21 protein-coding genes are annotated in these 19066 nt (G+C 71.3%); 14 read left to right on the forward strand and 7 right to left on the reverse strand.

Annotation, left to right across the window (positions count from 1 at the left end):
* Positions 1–11: 11 nt before the first annotated feature.
* The gene (locus ACYQ1L_RS06895; RefSeq protein ID WP_460003482.1) at positions 12–773 is read left to right on the forward strand and encodes an SDR family NAD(P)-dependent oxidoreductase; all 762 of its coding nucleotides are present in this window, start codon (positions 12–14) and stop codon (positions 771–773) included.
* 6 nt (positions 774–779) lie between these two features.
* Here the strand turns inward: ACYQ1L_RS06895 and ACYQ1L_RS06900 are convergent, their stop codons facing one another.
* On the reverse strand, positions 780–1319 hold the full coding sequence (locus ACYQ1L_RS06900; RefSeq protein WP_460003483.1) for an NUDIX domain-containing protein: 540 nt from the start codon (positions 1317–1319) through the stop codon (positions 780–782).
* A 64-nt stretch (positions 1320–1383) separates the two neighbouring features.
* Between ACYQ1L_RS06900 and dapA the strand changes: the two genes are divergently transcribed.
* The 12 genes from dapA (at position 1384) to ACYQ1L_RS06960 (ending at position 14081) form a co-directional block, all read left to right on the forward strand.
* Positions 1384–2361, forward strand: coding sequence for a 4-hydroxy-tetrahydrodipicolinate synthase (gene dapA, locus ACYQ1L_RS06905; protein WP_159576296.1), 978 nt, complete (start codon positions 1384–1386; stop codon positions 2359–2361).
* Between the two features lie 77 nt (positions 2362–2438).
* The gene (locus ACYQ1L_RS06910) at positions 2439–4115 is read left to right on the forward strand and encodes a ribonuclease J (RefSeq protein ID WP_460003484.1); all 1677 of its coding nucleotides are present in this window, start codon (positions 2439–2441) and stop codon (positions 4113–4115) included.
* A gap of 114 nt (positions 4116–4229) precedes the next feature.
* Positions 4230–7004, forward strand: a complete 2775-nt coding sequence (locus ACYQ1L_RS06915) for a DNA translocase FtsK (protein WP_460003485.1) — start codon at positions 4230–4232, stop codon at positions 7002–7004.
* Complete coding sequence (gene pgsA / locus ACYQ1L_RS06920; RefSeq protein WP_460003486.1) at positions 7004–7591, forward strand: CDP-diacylglycerol--glycerol-3-phosphate 3-phosphatidyltransferase; 588 nt, start codon at positions 7004–7006, stop codon at positions 7589–7591. The genes ACYQ1L_RS06915 and pgsA overlap by 1 nt, the downstream gene beginning before the upstream one ends.
* Complete coding sequence (locus ACYQ1L_RS06925; RefSeq protein ID WP_460003487.1) at positions 7591–8127, forward strand: CinA family protein; 537 nt, start codon at positions 7591–7593, stop codon at positions 8125–8127. The genes pgsA and ACYQ1L_RS06925 overlap by 1 nt, the downstream gene beginning before the upstream one ends.
* A 141-nt stretch (positions 8128–8268) precedes the next feature.
* Positions 8269–8577: a helix-turn-helix domain-containing protein gene (locus ACYQ1L_RS06930; protein WP_045251803.1), complete on the forward strand. Its 309-nt coding sequence runs from the start codon at positions 8269–8271 to the stop codon at positions 8575–8577.
* A gap of 7 nt (positions 8578–8584) precedes the next feature.
* Positions 8585–8809 (forward strand): DUF3046 domain-containing protein, encoded by a 225-nt coding sequence (locus tag ACYQ1L_RS06935; protein ID WP_159576291.1) that lies wholly within the window; start codon positions 8585–8587, stop codon positions 8807–8809.
* Between the two features lie 271 nt (positions 8810–9080).
* Positions 9081–10130: a recombinase RecA gene (gene recA, locus ACYQ1L_RS06940; RefSeq protein ID WP_460003488.1), complete on the forward strand. Its 1050-nt coding sequence runs from the start codon at positions 9081–9083 to the stop codon at positions 10128–10130.
* A gap of 33 nt (positions 10131–10163) precedes the next feature.
* Positions 10164–10988 (forward strand): regulatory protein RecX, encoded by an 825-nt coding sequence (locus ACYQ1L_RS06945; RefSeq protein ID WP_460003489.1) that lies wholly within the window; start codon positions 10164–10166, stop codon positions 10986–10988.
* Positions 10989–11066: 78 nt separating this feature from the next.
* On the forward strand, positions 11067–12617 hold the full coding sequence (gene miaB, locus ACYQ1L_RS06950) for a tRNA (N6-isopentenyl adenosine(37)-C2)-methylthiotransferase MiaB (RefSeq protein WP_460003490.1): 1551 nt from the start codon (positions 11067–11069) through the stop codon (positions 12615–12617).
* Positions 12614–13591, forward strand: a complete 978-nt coding sequence (gene miaA, locus ACYQ1L_RS06955) for a tRNA (adenosine(37)-N6)-dimethylallyltransferase MiaA (protein ID WP_460003491.1) — start codon at positions 12614–12616, stop codon at positions 13589–13591. Before miaB ends, miaA begins: the two co-directional genes overlap by 4 nt.
* Positions 13584–14081 (forward strand): GNAT family N-acetyltransferase, encoded by a 498-nt coding sequence (locus ACYQ1L_RS06960; protein WP_460003492.1) that lies wholly within the window; start codon positions 13584–13586, stop codon positions 14079–14081. Before miaA ends, ACYQ1L_RS06960 begins: the two co-directional genes overlap by 8 nt.
* 106 nt (positions 14082–14187) lie before the next feature.
* Here ACYQ1L_RS06960 and ACYQ1L_RS06965 read toward each other — a convergent pair whose 3' ends face one another.
* The 4 genes from ACYQ1L_RS06965 to ACYQ1L_RS06980 form a co-directional block, all read right to left on the reverse strand.
* Positions 14188–14358: a LuxR C-terminal-related transcriptional regulator gene (locus tag ACYQ1L_RS06965; RefSeq protein ID WP_460003493.1), complete on the reverse strand. Its 171-nt coding sequence runs from the start codon at positions 14356–14358 to the stop codon at positions 14188–14190.
* Entirely contained in the window at positions 14304–15410 is a 1107-nt protein-coding gene (locus ACYQ1L_RS06970; RefSeq protein ID WP_460003494.1) for a tetratricopeptide repeat protein, read from the reverse strand. The genes ACYQ1L_RS06965 and ACYQ1L_RS06970 overlap by 55 nt, the downstream gene beginning before the upstream one ends.
* A 93-nt stretch (positions 15411–15503) precedes the next feature.
* Positions 15504–16757 carry an AAA family ATPase gene (locus ACYQ1L_RS06975; protein ID WP_460003495.1) on the reverse strand — a complete coding sequence of 418 codons (1254 nt, stop codon included), beginning with the start codon at positions 16755–16757 and terminating at the stop codon, positions 15504–15506.
* 16 nt (positions 16758–16773) lie between these two features.
* Positions 16774–17025 (reverse strand): DUF4242 domain-containing protein, encoded by a 252-nt coding sequence (locus ACYQ1L_RS06980; RefSeq protein ID WP_460003496.1) that lies wholly within the window; start codon positions 17023–17025, stop codon positions 16774–16776.
* Between the two features lie 207 nt (positions 17026–17232).
* Here ACYQ1L_RS06980 and ACYQ1L_RS06985 point away from each other — a divergent pair, with 207 nt between their 5' ends.
* On the forward strand, positions 17233–17601 hold the full coding sequence (locus ACYQ1L_RS06985) for a helix-turn-helix domain-containing protein (RefSeq protein ID WP_460003497.1): 369 nt from the start codon (positions 17233–17235) through the stop codon (positions 17599–17601).
* Here the strand turns inward: ACYQ1L_RS06985 and ACYQ1L_RS06990 are convergent.
* Together ACYQ1L_RS06990 and ACYQ1L_RS06995 are read right to left on the reverse strand one after the other, a co-directional pair.
* Positions 17583–18248, reverse strand: a complete 666-nt coding sequence (locus ACYQ1L_RS06990; protein WP_460003498.1) for a ClpP family protease — start codon at positions 18246–18248, stop codon at positions 17583–17585. The two genes, ACYQ1L_RS06985 and ACYQ1L_RS06990, sit on opposite strands and share 19 nt — an antisense overlap.
* Before the next feature lies 1 nt (position 18249).
* Entirely contained in the window at positions 18250–18870 is a 621-nt protein-coding gene (locus ACYQ1L_RS06995; RefSeq protein WP_460003499.1) for a ClpP family protease, read from the reverse strand.
* Between the last annotated feature and the right edge of the window lie 196 nt (positions 18871–19066).

Genomic DNA, 19066 nt, shown 5'->3' on the forward strand with positions numbered 1-19066 from the left:
GACGGATCCGGATGCCCACGGCCCTCATCACCGGAGCCAGCGCCGGGCTCGGCGCCGAGTTCGCCCGGCAGCTCGCCGACCGCGGCGCCGACCTCGTGCTCGTCGCCCGCTCGCAGGACGCGCTGGATGCCCTCGCCGCAGAGCTGCGCGCGCGGCACGGCGTCGCCGTGGAGGTGCTCGTCGCCGATCTTGCGGAGGAGGCGGGCGTCGCCCGCGTCGTGGCGCGGATCGCCGACGCGGAGCGTCCGATCGACGTGCTCGTGAACAACGCCGGGTTCGGCCTGCCGCTGCAGTTCGCCGACAACGACATCGCCGACGAGGTGCGGCACCTGCGCGTGCACGTGGAGGCGCCGATGCGGCTCATGCACGCCGCGCTCCGGGTGATGCGCGGACGGGGCGGGCGCATCATCAACGTGGCCTCCGTGGCCGGCTTCATCTCGAGGTCGACGTACTCGGCCTGCAAGGCGTGGCTGATCGGCTTCAGCCGCTGGGCCGACGACGAGTACGCGCGCGACGGGGTGACGGTCACCGCGCTGTGCCCTGGCTTCGTGCACACCACGTTCCACGCCCGGATGGGCCTCGCGGCAGGGCAGGAGGGCGTGCCGCGGATCCTCTGGCTCGACGCCCCGTACGTCGTCCGCGCCGCCCTGCGCGCCGCGGCCCGCGGGCGGTCGGTCGTGATCCCGTCTCTGCGCTACAAGGCCGTCGTCGCGCTCTCGCGCCTCGTCCCGCGTGCCGTCACGGCCCGCGTCGCGCGCCGCGGCCGCATGTGAGCCCGCTCAGGCGAAGCGGCCGAGGGCGATCCCCGCGTACGCGAGCGCCGCGACGGTCTCGCCGTCGGTGATCCGGCCATCGCCGACCATGGCCAGGACCTCGCCGAACGGCACCCACGACACCTCGTCGATGCCCTCCTCTGCCTGGGTGTGCGCGCTGTCGCCCGCCTGGCGCAGCCCGCGGGCCAGGAACACGTGCTCGGGCGCGACGGTCACGCCGTTGAGGGCGTTCATGGTGCCGATCGGCGTCCACTCGTCCGCCTCGAGCCCGGTCTCCTCCCGCAGCTCGCGACGGGCGGCGAGCAGCGGATCCTCGCCGTCGGTGCCGCCCGCGGGGACCTCCACGGAGCGCCCTGTCGTGTAGCGGTCGATGGTGACGAGGCACACGCGGTCCTGCGCATCCAGCGCCACCACGAACACGGCGGGATGCTTCAGGGTGACCACGCCGTAGATGCCGTCGCCGGCGGGACCGGACACTGCGTCCTCGCGGACCGAGATCCAGCGATTGTCGTAGACGATGCGCGATTCCCGCGTGTGCCAGGCCATGGCGTGAGCCTAACCGGCGCACCGAGGGCCACGTGAGAACCGGCCGACCCGATACGCTGGAGGCATGACGCACACGGGCAATCCCTTCGGACAGGTGCTCGTCGCCCTCATCACCCCGATGACGGCCGACGGCGAGGTCGACTGGCCCTCCGTCGAGAAGCACATCGACCGTGTGATCTCCGACGGCGCCGACGGCATCGTCGTGACGGGCACCACCGGCGAGACCTCGACCCTGACCGACGCCGAGAAGCTGCGTCTGGTCGAGGTCGGCAAGGACGTCGCCGCGGGCCGCGCCAAGATCATCACCGGCGGCGGATCCAACGAGACCGCGCACGCGATCGAGCTGTACAAGGCCAGCGAGAAGGCCGGCGCCGACGGCATCATGATCGTCACGCCGTACTACAACAAGCCCACCCAGGCCGGGATCCTCACGCATTTCCGTCTCGTCGCGGATGCCACCGACCTGCCCGTGATCCTCTACGACATCCCGGGTCGCACGGGCGTGCCGATCAAGTACGAGACGATCCTGCGCCTCGCCAAGCACCCCAACATCCTCGCGGTGAAGGACGCCAAGGGCGACTTCTCCGAGGTGAGCCGGGTGCTCAACCAGACCGACCTGATGTACTTCTCGGGCGACGACGCGAACGTGCTGCCGCACCTGTCGATCGGCGCCACCGGCCTCATCGGCGTGACCGCCAACATCACGTCGGCGCCCTACCGCACGATCGTCGATGCGGTGAACCGCGGCGACCTGGCCACCGCCACCGCCGAGCACAAGCGGCTGGAGCCGCTCGTGCGCGCCGCCATGACGCACGTGCCCGGCACGGTCGCGGCGAAGTACATCCTGCACGGCCTCGGCCGCATCACCAGCCCCCGCGTCCGCCTGCCGCTGGTGGGGCCGGAGGAGTGGGAGGCCGCCCTCATCGAGGACGAGCTCGCGCTCGTCAAGGACGTCCCGGGCGCGGACTTCTCCGACTTCCGCCCCGATCGCAACGCCGCCGCCGGCGGCGCTCTCCCCAAGGTGCACGGCACCACCCGCTGAGGGCCGTCCGTCGTGCCCTTCGGCAGGCTCAGGGACCAGATCTTCGGGCGCGCCGCGCCCCGCCTAGGAGGCACCACATGACCCTTCCCCTCGCCGAGCCCGAAGCGCTCGCCCCCGGCTCCCTCCGCGTCACGCCCCTGGGCGGACTCGGGGAAGTCGGCCGCAACATGACGATCTTCGAGTACGACGGGAAGATCCTCGTCGTCGACTGCGGCGTGCTGTTCCCGGAGGAGCACCAGCCGGGCGTCGACCTGATCCTGCCCGACTTCGAGCCGATCAAGGACCGCCTCGACGACATCGTCGGCGTCGTGCTCACCCACGGGCACGAGGACCACATCGGCGCCGTGCCGTACCTGCTGCGGCTCAAGAGCGACATCCCGCTGATCGGCTCGAGCCTCACCCTCGCGCTGGTCGAGGCGAAGCTCAAGGAGCACCGGATCAAGGCCTTCACGCTCACCGTGAAGGAGGGCCAGCACGAGAAGGTCGGCCCGTTCGACCTCGAGTTCGTCGCGGTCAACCACTCCATCCCGGATGCGCTGGCCGTCGCCATCCGCACGCCGGCAGGCCTTGTTCTCGCCACGGGCGACTTCAAGATGGATCAGCTACCGCTGGACGGCCGCATCACCGACCTGCGCGCGTTCTCCCGCCTGGGGGAGGAGGGCGTGGATCTGTTCCTCGTCGACTCCACGAACGCGGACGTCCCGGGGTTCACGCCGACCGAGCGCTCGATCGGCCCCGTGCTGGACCAGGTGATCGGCAAGGCGCCGCGCCGGGTGATCGTCGCGAGCTTCTCCAGCCACGTGCACCGCGTGCAGCAGGTCATCGACGCTGCGCACGCGCACGGCCGCCGGGTCGCATTCCTGGGCCGATCGATGGTGCGCAACATGACGATCGCGGAGCAGCTCGGATACCTCAAGGTGCCCGACGGCGTCCTCATCGACTACAAGAAGGCGCGCGACCTCCCCGACGACCGTATCGTCTACATGTCGACCGGATCCCAGGGCGAGCCGATGGCGGTGCTCAGCCGCATGGCCAACCTCGACCACGCGATCGAGCCCGGTCCTGGTGACACCGTGATCCTCGCCTCCAGTCTGATCCCCGGCAACGAGAACGCCGTCTACCGGGTGATCGACGGCCTCACCAAGCTCGGCGCGAACGTCGTCCACAAGGCGAACGCCCGCGTGCACGTCTCCGGCCATGCCGCGGCCGGCGAGCTGCTGTACTGCTACAACATCCTCAAGCCGCGCAACGTGCTGCCCGTGCACGGCGAGTACCGCCACCTCATGGCGAACGCGAAGCTCGCGCAGGACACCGGCATCCCCGAGGAGCGCACCATCCTGGGCTCCAACGGCACGGTGATCGACCTCAAGGACGGCGTCGCCCGCGTGGCCGGGCAGCTCGACATCGGCTTCGTCTACGTGGACGGCTCCACGGTCGGCGAGATCACCGACGCGGACCTGAAGGACCGGCGGATCCTCGGCGAGGAGGGCTTCGTGTCCGTCATCGTCGTCGTCGACTCGACCACGGGCCGCATCATCTCGGGCCCCGAGATCCACGCCCGTGGCGTCGCCGAGGACGATGCGGTGTTCGACGACGTCGCGCCCAAGATCGTGGCGGCTCTCAAGGAAGCGGCGTCCAACGGCGTGCGCGACAACCACGCGCTGTCGCAGATCGTCCGCCGCACGATCGGTCGCTGGGTGAACCAGAAGCTGCGCCGCCGGCCGATGATCGTCCCGCTCGTCATCGAGGCGTGATCCCGCTCGCATCGAAGCGAGACGCGCCGTGGGCCGGGTCGGACCCGCGTCGCAATCCCGCGGAATGCCGCGTCATTGCGGTCCGTTGTCGCCGTGCGGCCCTAGCGTGGAGACATGCCCAGGAGTTCCTCTGCGACCAAGAGCGCGGCTGACAAGCCCTCGACGCGCGGTCGTTCCACGTCCGGGGCGAAGCCGCGCGCTCAGGCCAAGGCCGCGCCCGCCCCGAGGAAGTACGTCGACGAGCCCGACAAGCCGCCGGTGATGGTGCGCGCCTGGGTCGGGCTCGCGCACGGCGTCGGCGGGCTGTTCCGCGCCTTCGGACTGGAGACCCTCGAGAAGGACCAGCGTCGCGACGGCTTCCCGTTCCTGCTGGTGCTGCTCGCCGTGGCCGGCGCGGTGAACGAATGGTTCTTCATCGGCAACGCCGTCGCGACCAACATCAGCGCGTACTCGGTGGGTGCCCTCATCGGACGGGCAGCCTTCATCATGCCGGTGCTGCTGCTCCTTCTGGCGGGGTGGCTCTTCCGCCATCCGTCGTCCGTGCACGACAACGGCAGGATCGGCATCGGATTCGGGCTTTTCGTGATCTCCCTGGCCGGCTTCTGCCACGTCGCAGGCGGGATGCCGCAGCCCCGGCAGGGCATGGTCGCGCTCAGCGCGGCCGGTGGGCTCTTCGGCTGGCTGCTCGGTCAGCCGCTCAGCTATCTGACCGCGATTCCGGCGTACATCGTCCTCTCGCTGCTCTCCGGGCTCAGTGTGCTGATCCTCACCAAGACGCCGCCGAACCGCATCGGGCAGCGCCTGGGCGACCTCTACGCCTGGATGTTCGACGCGGAGCGCCCTGCGAAGGCCGAGCCGTCCGACGACACCGCCGCGGTCGACGAGGCGGACAAGGTCGACGACCCCGACGTGCTGCCCTGGTGGCGGCGCAACAAGACCGGCCGCGAGGAGGATCCGGAGGGCGGACTCGGCTCGCAGGACCTCACCGAGCTCCTCACGGCCGCGGACGACACGCCCACCGTCGCGCAGGCGACGGCGTACGACCAGGCCGTCATCACGGACGACCCGTACGACGCGGCCACCGAGGTGCTCACCGATGTGCGCGCCGTCGCCGACTCGCTCGCCGAGCAGCAGTCCACGGCCCTCCTCGACGACGGCGACACCGGAGAGCTCGAGCTGGCAGGCTTCGACGGATTCGGCACCGACGGACCCGGCAAGGACGGGCCGCAGGCGCCCGTCGCGCCGTACATCCTGCCGTCCCCGGGCACGCTGAAGGCAGGGCCGCCCTCGGTCGCGCGCTCCGAGGCGAATGACCGCGTGGTCGAGCAGATCACCAACGTGCTCACCCAGTTCAACGTCGACGCGAAGGTCACCGGCTTCTCCCGGGGCCCGACGGTGACGCAGTACGAGGTCGAGGTCGGCCACGGCGTCAAGGTCGAGAAGATCCTGCAGCTCAGCAACAACTTCGCCTACGCCGTGGCGTCGAACGACGTGCGGATCCTCTCGCCGATCCCCGGCAAGAGCGCGATCGGCATCGAGATCCCCAACGCCGACCGCGAGACCGTCGCGCTCGGAGATGTGCTGCGCTCCGCAGCGGCGCAGAAGAGCACTCACCCGCTGACGATCGGCGTCGGCAAGGACGTCGGCGGCAATTTCGTCGTCGCCAACCTCGCCAAGATGCCGCACCTGCTCGTGGCCGGATCCACCGGATCCGGAAAGTCCAGCTTCGTGAACTCGATGATCACGAGCCTGCTGATGCGGGCGCGTCCAGCGGACGTGCGCATGGTGCTCATCGACCCGAAGCGCGTGGAGCTCACCAGCTACGCCGGCGTCCCGCACCTGATCACGCCCATCATCACGAACCCGAAGAAGGCGGCCGAGGCGCTGCAGTGGGTCGTGAAGGAGATGGACATGCGGTACGACGACCTCGCGTCGTTCGGGTTCCGCCACATCGACGACTTCAACCGCGCGGTCCGTGCGGGAGAGGTGGAAGTGCCGCCCGGCAGCGAGCGCGTGCTCAAGCCGTACCCGTACCTGCTCGTGGTCGTGGATGAGCTCGCCGACCTCATGATGGTCGCCCCGCGCGACGTCGAGGACTCCATCGTGCGCATCACGCAGCTCGCCCGTGCGAGCGGCATCCACCTGGTGCTGGCGACGCAGCGCCCGAGCGTCGACGTGGTCACGGGTCTCATCAAGGCCAACGTGCCGTCGCGCCTCGCGTTCGCGGTGACGAGCGTCACCGACAGCCGGGTCATCCTGGACAGCCCGGGAGCCGACAAGCTCATCGGCCAGGGCGACGCGCTGTTCTCCCCGATGGGATCCTCGAAGCCCTTCCGCCTGCAGGGCGCCTGGGTGGACGAGAGCGAGATCGATGCCGTGGTCAAGCACGTCACCGGTCAGGCACGGCCGGAGTACCGCCCGGACGTCGCCGAAGCCGTCGAGGGCAAGAAGAAGGAGGTCGACGAGGACATCGGCGACGACCTGGAACTCCTGCTCGCGGCCGCGGAGCTCATCGTCTCCTCGCAGTTCGGGTCGACCTCGATGCTGCAGCGCAAGCTGCGTGTCGGCTTCGCCAAAGCCGGGCGACTCATGGATCTCCTGGAGTCGCGAGAGATCGTCGGCCCGTCCGAGGGGTCGAAGGCGCGTGACGTGCTCGTGACGCCGGAGCAGCTGCCGGGGGTGCTGGCGAAGCTGCGCGGGGAGGACGTCCCGTCGGCCCCGGCCGCTCCGGCGGCGGTTCCACCGCGGCCGGCGGATCCGGTCCCGGCGTCGTCGGGCCACGGATCCGATCGCTACGGCGAGGACCCGCTGGAGGCGCAGTACCGCGGTCTCCCCGAGGTCGAGGCGGAGTCGGATGAGGACGCCTGGGGCCTGACGGGACGCGACTGATGGCCATCCCGCGGCAGCTGCCGAACGCGATCACCGTCGCTCGCATCCCGCTGGCGGTCGTCTTCTTCGTGCTCCTCCTGCTGGGCGGCACGAACGGCGCGACCCAGCCCGTGCTGCGCTGGGTCGCCGCCGCGCTGTTCATCCTCGCGATCTCGACGGACTGGGTGGACGGCTACCTCGCCCGCAGGTACGACCTGGTCAGCGACTTCGGCAAGCTCTGGGATCCGATCGCGGACAAGCTGCTCACCGGAGCGGGTTTCATCGGCCTGGCCATCCTCGGCGAGGTGTGGTGGTGGCTCGTGCTGATCATCCTCGTCCGGGAATGGGGCATCACCATCCACCGGTTCATGATCGTCAAGGAGCACGTCGTCGCCGCAGCGTGGATGGGCAAGATCAAGACCACGGTGCAGGCCATCGCGCTCTCCTGGGCGCTGCTGCCGCTGCATATGTGGATCGGCCTCCCCGTGTGGTCCGTGACGACCACCGTGCTCATGGTGATCGCGCTGATCCTCACGATCCTCAGCGGGATCGACTACATCGTGGCGCAGGTGCGGGGATCCCGGGCCGACCGCGGCGCGGCGTCCTGATGCGCGACGCGGCGGACGCGGCGGCAGCGGTGCTCGACGCTCTGCGCCGCCGTGGCATGACCCTGGCGGTCGCCGAGTCGCTCACCGGCGGAGCGCTCTCGGCGACCCTCGTCGCAGTGCCCGGCGCCTCGGACGTGCTCAACGGCGCGGTGGTCGCCTATGCGACGCCGGTCAAGGCGTCCCTGCTCGGCGTGGACCGCGCGCTGCTGGCGGCGCACGGTCCGGTGGACCCGGAGGTCGCCCGGCAGATGGCCGCGGGGGCCCGCGTCGCGCTGGCCGTCGATGGGCGCGCGGCGGACGTCGGCGTCGCCACGACGGGGGTCGCCGGTCCGACGCCGCAGGGCGGGCAGCCTGTCGGCACCGTGCACATCGGGGTGAGTGCGGGCGAGCGCACGATCAGCCGCGCCTTCCTGTTCCCCGGAGACCGGGCGGCGATCCGCGCGGCGACGGTGGGCGCCGCGCTCGCGCTGGTCGCCGAGGTGCTGGCCGACGTGGATCCGGGTGGCGGCGCGCCCGGGCGTGACGACGGGGAATAGACTTCTTGTCAGAGAAGTTGAGTCGAGTGTGCTCACATTCAACGCACAGGACGAAACACTAGCGTCGAACATGTCAGGTCGGGTTAGACTGACCATCCGATCCGGCGGCCACGCCGGATCGATGGGGGAGAGGAGGTCCCGATGATTCTCGTACGACAGGAGATCGGTGACGTGCTGCGGGACTTCCGTCTGCAGAAGGGCCGCACCCTCCGTCAGGTCGCCGGCAAGGCGTCGGTCGCTCTCGGATACCTCAGCGAGGTCGAGCGCGGTCAGAAGGAGGCGTCGAGCGAGATCCTCGCCTCGGTCGCCGAAGCGCTCGATGTGCCCATCTCGACCATCATGCGCGAGGTCGGCGATCGGATCGCCGTGCTCGAGGGCCTGCAGGTCATCCCGGACGTCGTCCCGGACGAGCTGGTGGCCTCGGTCGAGTCCGAGCTGTCCCTGCGCTGATCGTCGGATGCGGCGAAGCGAATTCCTCCGCGCGGTGGATGCGGAGTTCGGCTCGCGCGGTGCCGCCCTCGTGGCGGATCTCGTGCTGACGGCTGTCGGCGGGCGCACGGCCGCGCAGGCCATGGAGGCCGGCGTGCCTCCGCGCGAGGTGTGGCTGGCGCTGTGCGCCGAGACGGACGTTCCGGAATCCCGTCGCTACGGGGCGGGGCGGCTCGAGCCGAAGCGGCGCTGAGCCCCGACCGCGGGTTCCCCGGTGTTCGATCCGGGATCCGTCTCGCACCGGCGTGTCGTCGAAGACATGTTCGAGGTGCGGGTATCGTCCTGCACAGATGGTTTTGTGATCGGGTTCTGCACGGATCGAGGCGATTCCGGCGCTATGTCGGTGGCTCCTCCTACCGTGTTCCCCATGACCACGAGGTCATACGCCTTGTCGGAGAGTTCGCCCAGCCGGGGTGGCCGCGACAGCCTACAGGCGGCAGTTCACGAGCACGAAGGAGCACGTCATGCCCTCACCCGCAGACCGCGAGAAGGCCCTGGAGTCGGCACTCGCCCAGATCGACAAGCAGTTCGGAAAGGGCTCGGTCATGCGGCTGGGCAGCGATGAGCGCGCCCCCGTCGAGGTCATCCCGACCGGTTCGATCGCCCTCGACGTGGCCCTTGGCGTCGGCGGACTGCCGCGCGGCCGCATCATCGAGATCTACGGCCCGGAGTCCTCGGGTAAGACGACGCTGACCCTGCACGCGATCGCGAACGTGCAGCGCGCCGGCGGCATCGCCGCCTTCGTCGACGCGGAGCACGCGCTCGACCCCGACTACGCGAAGAAGCTCGGCGTCGACATCGACCAGCTGCTGGTCTCCCAGCCCGACACGGGTGAGCAGGCGCTCGAGATCGCCGACATGCTGATCCGCTCCGGCGCGATCGACCTCGTCGTCATCGACTCCGTCGCCGCCCTCGTGCCGCGCGCCGAGATCGAGGGCGAGATGGGCGATTCGCACGTGGGCCTGCAGGCGCGCCTGATGTCGCAGGCGCTGCGCAAGCTGACCGGTGGCCTGAACCAGACCAAGACGACCGCGATCTTCATCAACCAGCTGCGCGAGAAGATCGGCGTGTTCTTCGGCTCGCCGGAGACCACGGCCGGTGGAAAGGCGCTGAAGTTCTATGCGTCGGTCCGCCTCGACATCCGTCGCATCGAGACGCTGAAGGACGGCGCCGAGGCAGTCGGAAACCGCACCCGCGTCAAGGTCGTGAAGAACAAGATGGCGCCGCCGTTCAAGCAGGCCGAGTTCGACATCCTGTACGGCACGGGCATCTCCCGCGAGGGCAGCCTGATCGACTTCGGCGTCGACCACGGCATCGTGAAGAAGTCGGGCGCCTGGTACACCTACGACGGCGACCAGCTCGGCCAGGGCAAGGAGAACGCCCGCAACTTCCTGCTGAAGAACCCGGACATCGCCGAGACGATCGAGACGCAGATCAAGCAGAAGCTCGGCATCGGCGGCGCGGCGGCGCCCGTCGCGGCGGCCGACGAGCTGGCTCAGCGCCGCCCGGCTTGATGTTTCGACGTCGCTCAACAACCGGGGTGAGCTATGGATGACGGGAGCGGGGCGCCGTCCGACGACGAGCGCCTCGCCCCCGTGATCCCGCTCTTCGGCGCACGCGGGTCCGACGCTGCGGCTCGACCGAGCTCGGCAAACGAGAGCACCGGCAAGCCCAGGTCTGAGGCGGAGTGGCGCTCGACCTGGGCTGAGGAGTCCGCGGCAGAACGGCGCGGGCCCAGTCTCCGGCACCCGGCTGCAGCGGCGCTCGCGGCCGGGGAGCCGGACGGCGAGGCGCAGCCCGCCGCCTCGGACCGGCGACGCGGTCTGCGCCCCGTCGGGCGGCACCAGGAGGCCGACGCTGCCGTTGCGGCTGATCCGATCGCGGCGGCGACGGAGTCCCTGGTCCGACGGCTGCGGTCCAAGCAGCTGTCGAGCAGGGAGGCGCGGGACGCGCTCCGCGAGTTCGGCGTCTCCGCAGACGACAGGGACACGATCATCGCCGAGTTCGAGCAGCGCGGCTATCTCGACGACGTCTCGCTCGCCGAGCTGCTGGTGACTTCGGGCTCGCAGCGGAAGGGTCAGGGGAGGGTCGCGATCGCGCGGACGCTCAGCCAACGGGGCATCCCGAGGGAGATCGCCGATGAGGCGCTGTCCGTCCTGGAGGACGACGATGCCGAGCGCGCCCTCGACTACGCCCGGTCCAAGGTTTCGAGCCTGCGCCGCTACGACGAGGACACGGCCATCCGGCGCATCGTGGGTCAGCTGTCCCGCCGGGGCTACGGCGGAAGCACTGCGCTGACCGCGGCTCGCACCGCATGGCGCGAGACGCAGCGCGGTGCGGGCGTCGGCAGAGTGCGGTTCGAAGAGAGCTGACGTCGCCGAGCCGGTCGTTCGCGCCGGACGCCCGCAGCGGTCCGATTCCCACCGGGCGAAAGTAGAATGGCAGGCACTATGACCATTCCCCTCTCAGAGCCCACGATCATCGCGCCCTCCGCCGCGGCGCTCGATGAGGCCGGGCGTCCGCGCACCTACGAGGTGCGCACCTTCGGCTGCCAGATGAACGTGCACGACTCCGAGCGGCTCTCGGGATCGCTGGAGAGCGCGGGCTACGTCCGTGCCGGGGCCGACGACGAGGCCGACATCGTCATCATCAACACCTGCGCCGTGCGCGACAACGCCGCCGGCAAGCTGTACGGCACACTGGGCCACCTGAAGAGCCGCAAAGACAAGCACGCGGGCATGCAGATCGCCGTCGGCGGCTGCCTCGCGCAGATGGACAAGCAGGCCGTGCTCGACAAGGCCCCCTGGGTCGACGTCGTGTTCGGCACGCACAACATGGGGTCGCTTCCCGGGCTGCTCGAGCGCGCCCGCCACAACGGCGAGGCCGAACTGGAGATCCTCGAGTCGCTCGAGGTCTTCCCATCCACGCTGCCGACCCGTCGCGACTCGGCGCACAGCGGCTGGGTGTCGATCTCCGTCGGCTGCAACAACACGTGCACGTTCTGCATCGTGCCGAGCCTGCGCGGCAAGGAGAAGGACCGTCGTCCCGGCGACATTCTCAACGAGATCCGCCTGCTCGTCGAGGACGGCGCGATCGAGGTCACTCTGCTCGGCCAGAACGTCAACTCGTACGGCGTCGAATTCGGCGACCGTCAGGCGTTCGGCAAGCTGCTCCGCGCGGCGGGGGAGATCGAGGGTCTCGAGCGGATCCGTTTCACCAGCCCGCACCCGGCCGCCTTCACGGACGACGTCATCGATGCGATGGCCGAGACGCCGAACGTCATGCCCCAACTGCACATGCCGCTGCAGTCCGGCAGCGACCGGATCCTGCGCGCGATGCGCCGCTCCTACCGCAGCGAGAAGTTCCTCGGCATCCTCGACCGCGTGCGGGCGAAGATCCCGAACGCGGCGATCTCGACGGACATCATCGTCGGCTTCCCCGGGGAGACCGAGGAGGACTTCGAGGACACGATGCGCGTTGTCGAGCAGGCCCGCTTCGCGAGCGCGTTCACGTTCCAGTACTCGATCCGCGAGGGCACACCGGCCGCGACGATGGAGGACCAGGTCCCGAAGGAGGTCGTCCAGGCGCGCTACGACCGCCTGATCGCCCTGCAGGAGCGCATCTCGCTCGAGGAGAACCAGAAGCAGCTCGGCCGCGAGGTCGAGGTGCTCGTGTCCGTCGGCGAGGGCAAGAAGGACGCCGAGACGCACCGTCTCACCGGGCGCGCCGAGGACAACCGGCTCGTGCACTTCGAGCTTCCGGACGGATCCGAACGGCCTCGTCCCGGCGACGTCGTCACGGTCACCATCACCCACGCCGCGCCGTTCCACCTGCTCGCGGACGCGCCCGACGGCGCGCCGCTCCGCATCCGGCGCACCCGCGGCGGCGACGCCTGGGACCGCGCGCAGTCCGAGTCCTGCGCGGTGCCGGCGGCCCCCGCCGCCGACGGGAAGCCGCGGGCGGTGTCCCTGGGCCTGCCGACGCTGCGCGTCGGGGTGTGACCGCGCCTGCGACGGTGCCGGTCCCCGCTCCCGTCCACGGGTCGGCGACCGCACCGCGGCTGTGGGCGGTCGTCGGGGCGACGGGCACCGGCAAGAGCGACCTCTCGCTCGACCTCGCGGAGGCCCTCGCCGCGCGCGGCCGCCGCGCCGAGATCGTGAACGCGGACGCCATGCAGCTGTACCGCGGCATGGACATCGGCACGGCCAAGGTCCCGGTCGCGGAACGCCGGGGGATCCCGCATCATCTCCTGGACGTGCTCGACGTCACCGCAGAAGCCGCGGTCGCCTGGTATCAGCCGCGTGCCCGTGAGGCGATCGCCGAGATCCACGGCCGTGGCGCCGACGCCATCCTCGTCGGCGGATCCGGGCTCTACGTGTCCAGCGTGCTCTACGACTTCCGCTTCCCGCCGCGCGATCCCGGGCTGCGGGCCCGGCTCGAGGCGGAGCTGGAGGAGCACGGAACCGGCCCGCTGCTGGCGCGCCTGCAGGACCAGGATCCACAGACCGCCGCACGGATCGATCCCCGCAACGGCCGCCGCATCGTGCGGGCGCTCGAGGTGCTCGCCCAGGGCGAGCGCACCCACGGCGCCGCGCTGCCGGAGCAGCCGGTGCTGTGGCGCCCCGGCACCCGCGTGCTGGCCCTCGGCGTCGACCGCACCGCGCTGGTGCAGCGGCTCGACCGGCGAGTGGAGCGGATGTGGGCCGAGGGCATGGTCGCCGAGGTGCAGGGGCTGCGCGAGGAAGGACTCGCACGGGGCACGACCGCGCGCCGCGCCATCGGGTACGCGCAGGCTCTCGCGCAGCTCGGGGGCGCCCTCACCCAGGATCAGGCGATCGCCGAGACCCAGGCGCTCACCCGCCGGTACGCGCGGCGCCAGATGTCGTGGTTCCGCCGGTACGCGGAGGCGGAGTGGATCGACGCCCTCCAGCCGATCGACGTGGACGCCATCCTGGGAGGGGACGCGGATGAGTGAGGACATCAGGATCCGGGCGTTCGAGCGTCGGGACACCGACGCGGTCGTCGCGCTCTGGGAGGACGCCGGCCTCACCCGTCCGTGGAACGATCCCCGGGCCGACATCGAGCGCAAGCTCGCCGTGCAGCCCGAGCTGTTCCTGGTCGCGGAGGAACACGCGCCCGCGGGGGCCGGAACGCAGGGCGGAGCAACGGAGGGCCCGGATCCTGAGACATCGGACGCCCGCCGCATCGTCGGATCCGTGATGGCGGGCTACGACGGACACCGCGGCTGGCTGTACTACCTCGCGAGCGCATCCGAGCGGCGTGGGGCGGGAATCGGCCGCGCGCTGGTCGCCGAGGCGGAGCGGCTCCTGCTCGCGATGGGCTGCCCGAAAGTGCAGCTCATGGTCCGCCGAGGGAATGAGAGGGTGCTCGGCTTCTACGACGCGCTCGGTTACGAGCGCTTCGAGGTGAGCAACACGGGCAAGCGCCTCATCCACGACGTCTGACCGGCTGGCGACGTCTGACCGGCTGGCGACGTCTGACCAACTGGCGATGTCCGACCGGTCGACGAGCTGGGGCCGGCCGACGAACCCGGGGCGATGGCGACCGCCCTCAGACCGGCAGCAGTCCCAGGCGCGTCGCTGCGGCGACGGCGCGCCCCCGAGTCGGTTCGCCGAGCTTTCGGAGCACCGCCGCGATGTGGTGCTCGACCGTGCGCCGGGACAGGATCAGGCGCTCGGCGATGTCCGGGGTCGAGAGGCCCTCGCCGAGCAGCCCCAGCACCTCGAGTTCGCGCGCGCGGTGAGCTGGGCGGGGTTGTCGCGCGCCTGCGCCCGGGGCCGGCGGGGGAGCGCCAGACCGCGCTCGCGCCGGGTGCGCAGGATCGCGTCGATCGCGGCTGCGGCGCCGAGCCCGTCGAGCACGCGGATGCCGTGATCCACAGCGGCCGGATCCGGGTCGAGCATCGCGGCGTACGCGGTCCACACCGGGCAGCCGCGTTCGGCCCATGCCGAGACGGCCCGTGGGTCCCCGGCGAGAATGAGCGCGAACGGCTCCGCCACGCGCCGGGCGGCCGCGACGTCCGCGCCGCCGAGCACGCGCCACCAGGCGAGCTCACCCACGGCCCATTCCTCGTCGTGGGCGAGGGCGAGCTCCCACGTCGATGCGGTCAGCGCGTCGATGGCCCCCGCGTCGCCGGTGAGCCAGGCGTGCTCGGCTGCAGCGCACACCGCGGGGGCGAGCCGCTGCAGCTCGCCGGCCTCCACTGCCAGTCGCCGGGCGAGCGTCAGCCGCGCCGTCGCGTCGGCTCCCCGTCGGGCCAGCACTCGTGCCGCCGCTCCCGCCGCGGGCATGAGGGAGACCGGAGCGGTCCCCACGTGGTCGAGTAGCGAATCGGCGGCGGCGAGAGCCTCCTCGAAGCGACCCTCATCGGCGAGGGCGAGGCTGAGGAACGCTGTCATGTAGCAGGCCCAGGAGTCGAGGTCGCGGTCCTCGCAGAAAGCGATCCCGGCGTCGAGGGCGTCGTGCGCGTCGGCGAAGCGCTTCTGCAGCACGGCCGACGAGCCGAGGTTCGTGTACGCCCGCGCGACGTGCTCGGGAAGATCGGCCGCGCGCGCGATCTCGAGGCTGCGGGTCAGATCGCGCTGCCCCTGCTCCACCCGCCCCGACTGGAGCTCCGCCGTGCCGAGGTTGTTCAGCGCGTGGCACTCGATGTCCTGCCGGCCCAGGGCCCGGGCCAGGTCGAGGGCCTTGCGTCCCCAGACCTCGACCTCCTCCGGATCCTCGGCGAGCATGCGCAGCTGCGCGTAGTTGCTGTACGCCCAGGCGAGCTCCACTCCCGCCGGCTCCTGTTCCAGGGTCGCGATGGCGCGGCGGCCGTACCGCTCGGCATCCCCGCCGCGCCCGGAGAACCAGGAGAGCCGGGAGAGTCAGCGCTCGTCGTCGCCGCGCCGCAGTGCGTCGCCCACGAGCTCGTGCAACTCGAGCGCCTGCTGCCGCGCGGTGAGCGCCTCCGGCAGCTGGTCCGTCAGGTAGCACTCGTACGACAGCGCCACGAACAGGTCCGCCCGCTCCGCACTCCCGGCGCAGTGCCGCAGTGCGAGCCGATAGTGCTCCGCCGCCTCCCTGTGCGCGCTCGCGTGGGCGGCCTTCTCCGCGGCGGCCACGGCGTGCATCACCACGGCCGCCTCGTCCCCGCAGCCCGCCGCATGGTGCGCGAGCGCACGATGCTCCTCCGGCGTCCGCTCCGTGAGCGCGTGCAGCGCCCGCCCGTGCAGCTGCCGTCGGCGCACGGCCGAGAGGCTCGCCTCGACCGCCTCCCGGGCGAGCTCGTGGCGGAACCCGAAGGATCCGTCGAGCTCGATCAGCACGCCGGCATCGGCGCACTCGTCGACGGCCTCCAGCGGCTGCGCAGCGACCCGCGCGAGCAGATCCCCGTCGGCGCCCGGGCCGACGATCGCAGCAGCGGCCGCCACGTCCTGGGCGGCGGGGGTCAGTCGGGCGACGCGGGCGAGGATCGCGTCGCTGACCGTGGCCGGCAGTGCGACCCCTCCGACCGCCAGGCTCTCCGTCACGAAGAAGGCGTTCCCTCCGGTGCGCAGATGCAGCGCACCCGGATCGACGGCGTCACCCGAGGCTGCCACCAGCCGGGCGACGCCGTCCACGGTCAACGGCGGCACGAGCATCCGGCGCACCTCGCCGACCGTGGCGAGATCGCCGAGCAGCGCCGTGAGCGGATGACGGGCCGTGATCTCGTCGTGCCGGTAGGTCACGACCACCAGCACCGGCGCGGACGCGATCCGTCGTGCGAGGAAGCGGAGCGCGTCCAGCGTCGCCTCATCCGCCCAGTGCAGGTCCTCGAGGATGAGCAGCCCCGGTGTCGATGCGATCAGGTCGCGGAGGCTCTGGAACAGCCGGATCCGGTCGCCGCCGGCCGCCACGGAGGCGGAGAACTCCGGTATCGCATCCTGGACCGCGCCGAGCGGACCCGGCGTCGTGATGTTGTCGGCACCGCCGATCCGCACACGGCAGCGGGAGCGCACGGCCCGGGCGAGGGCGCGCACCAGCGCCGTCTTGTCGACACCGGCCTCGCCGCCCAGGAAGACGACGCGACCGGATCCGGCGAGCGCGTCGTCGAGATCGGTGACGAGCTCGGCCAGGAGGGCCTCCCGTTCGACGAGCACGCACTCATTCAACCGCTCAGACACCCTCGTTGACGAGATGGATCTCGTCGGCGACGAGACCGTGCGCCTCGCGATGCACGGTGTTCGCCGCCTCCGCGTCGGGAGCATCGACGAGGCAGAAGACCTTCCCCTCGGACTCGTCGACCCAGTAACGCAGGTAGTGCACGCCGTGCTGATCCTGCGTGGCGAGGTCGGCGGCGTGCGCCGCGGCGACATCGGCCATCGTGACCGGCCCGTCGAGAGTGTGGACATCCATGTAGAGCGCCATGAGCGTCTCCTTTCGGTGAGATCGCGGGGGTCGTCCCGCTCTCTTCGATTCCACCGCTCGAGCGCAGTTCCGGGATCGGGGAACTCACCCATCTTTCGGGGGCGGGAACGGCGGCACGGAGACGGGAACGGCGTCGTGCGCCGCGCACGATTCTGCTCAGAGCGGATCCGCTCGCGGCATCGGAAGCGCCGTGCCTACCATGGCGCCATGACCGCCACACCGGAGATCCCCCGCATCGACCGCGCCGCGGAGGACGACCGCCCGCACCGCGCCACCGAGCCGGAACGGCTCTGGCGCTCCGTGGTGGGCGAGCTGCTGCGCGACGCCCGCGCCGACCGCGGCGAGACGCTCGCCGAGACCGCCCAGCGCGCCGGCGTCTCCCCGCAGTACCTGTCCGAGATGGAGCGGGGCCGCAAGGAGCCGTCCAGCGAGATGCTCGCCGCGGTGTCCGGCGCGCTCGAGCTGACCCTGCTCGATCTCACCCTCGGGGTCGCCGAGCGGATCTCCGCGGGCGCCTCTGTTCCGGCGCGTGCGGCCGCGCAACCCGTTCGCGCCGCCTACGCCCTCGCGGCCTGACCCGCACCGGCACCGACACTCGCGCCGGCGCTCGTCGCGGGCAGCGCGCTCCGCGCGGGAGGGGCCTGTTCGACCACCTGGTCCACGAGGCCGTAGTCGCGGGCGCCCGCGGCGGTCAGCACCAGATCCCGGTCGGTGTCCGCACGCAGCCGCTCCGCGCTCTGCCCGGTGTGCGCGACGAGGATCTGCTCGAGGCTGTCGCGCACCCGCACGACCTCGTCCGCCTGCAGGATGAGGTCGGGGATGGTGCCGCGGCCCTGTGCGGCCGGCTGGTGCAGGATCACCCGGGCGTGCGGCAGCGCCGCCCTCTTCCCGGCGGCCCCGGCGGCGAGCAGGACCGCCCCGACCGCCACGGCCTGACCGACGCAGAACGTCGCGACGTCCGAGCGGATGAAGCGCATCGTGTCGTACACCGCGAGCATCGCGCTGGGATCCCCGCCTTCGCAGTTGATGTAGAGCTGGATGTCCCGGTCGCTTCCGGTGGAATCGAGGTGCAGCAGCTGCGCGACCAGGACGTTCGCGACGTCCGCGTCGAGCGGGGTGCCGAGGTAGATGACGCGCTCTGCGAGCAGGTGCGAGTACACGTCGAGCACGCGGTCGCCGCGCGGCGAGCTCGCGATGACGTTCGGGATGAGGAACGAGGCCATGTCAGGCTCCTTCTGCGGTCAGGCCGATGGTGCGGCGGGTGAGGGGCGGCAGCACCGCCGCGAATCCGGTGGCGATCTCGTCGATGAAGCCGTAGGCGAGGGCCTCCTCGGAGCTGTACCAGCGGTCGTGCAGGGAATCCTCGAAGACGCGGTCGAGCGGCTGCCCGGTGTCCTCGGCGATGAGGCCGAGCACGGTGTCCCGGGTGTGCCGGAGGTCCGCCGCCTGCAGCTCCACGTCGACCGCCGTCCCGCCGATCCCCGCGGAGCCCTGGTGCAGCAGGATCCGGCTGTGCGGGAGGGCGCGGCGCTTGCCCTTGGTGCCGGCGGAGAGCAGGAACTGGCCGGCGCTGCAGGCGAGTCCGAACGCGACGGTGGCGACATCGCAGGGCACGGTGCGCATGAGGTCGCGGATCGCGAGCATGGCGGGAACGGATCCGCCGGGCGAGTGGATCCAGAGCGTGATGTCCGCGTCCGGATCCTCGGCGGCGAGGGCGAGCAGCTGCGTCATGAGCAGCACGCCGTTGTCATCGTCCAGGACGCCGTCGAGCACGAGCACCCGTCGGGCGAACAGCATCCGGCGCGTCTCGGCGTCGAAGAGGTTGCGGGGCATGTCATCGGTCATGCCCTCAGCGTGCGGCGGGCGCGGGCGACGGCGCCAGCGGATCTGCTCCGGGCGGATCCGCTGCAGGCAGAGCCGGATCGGGCGGCCGCGGGGAGCCGCCGCGGGTTGCCGCGCACGGGCGCCGCCGGTTGCCGCGCACGGGCGCCGCCGGTTGCCGCGCACGGCGGCCGCATCGGCGCGCCACCCTAGAATCGAC

The organism is Microbacterium xylanilyticum (assembly GCF_054654695.1).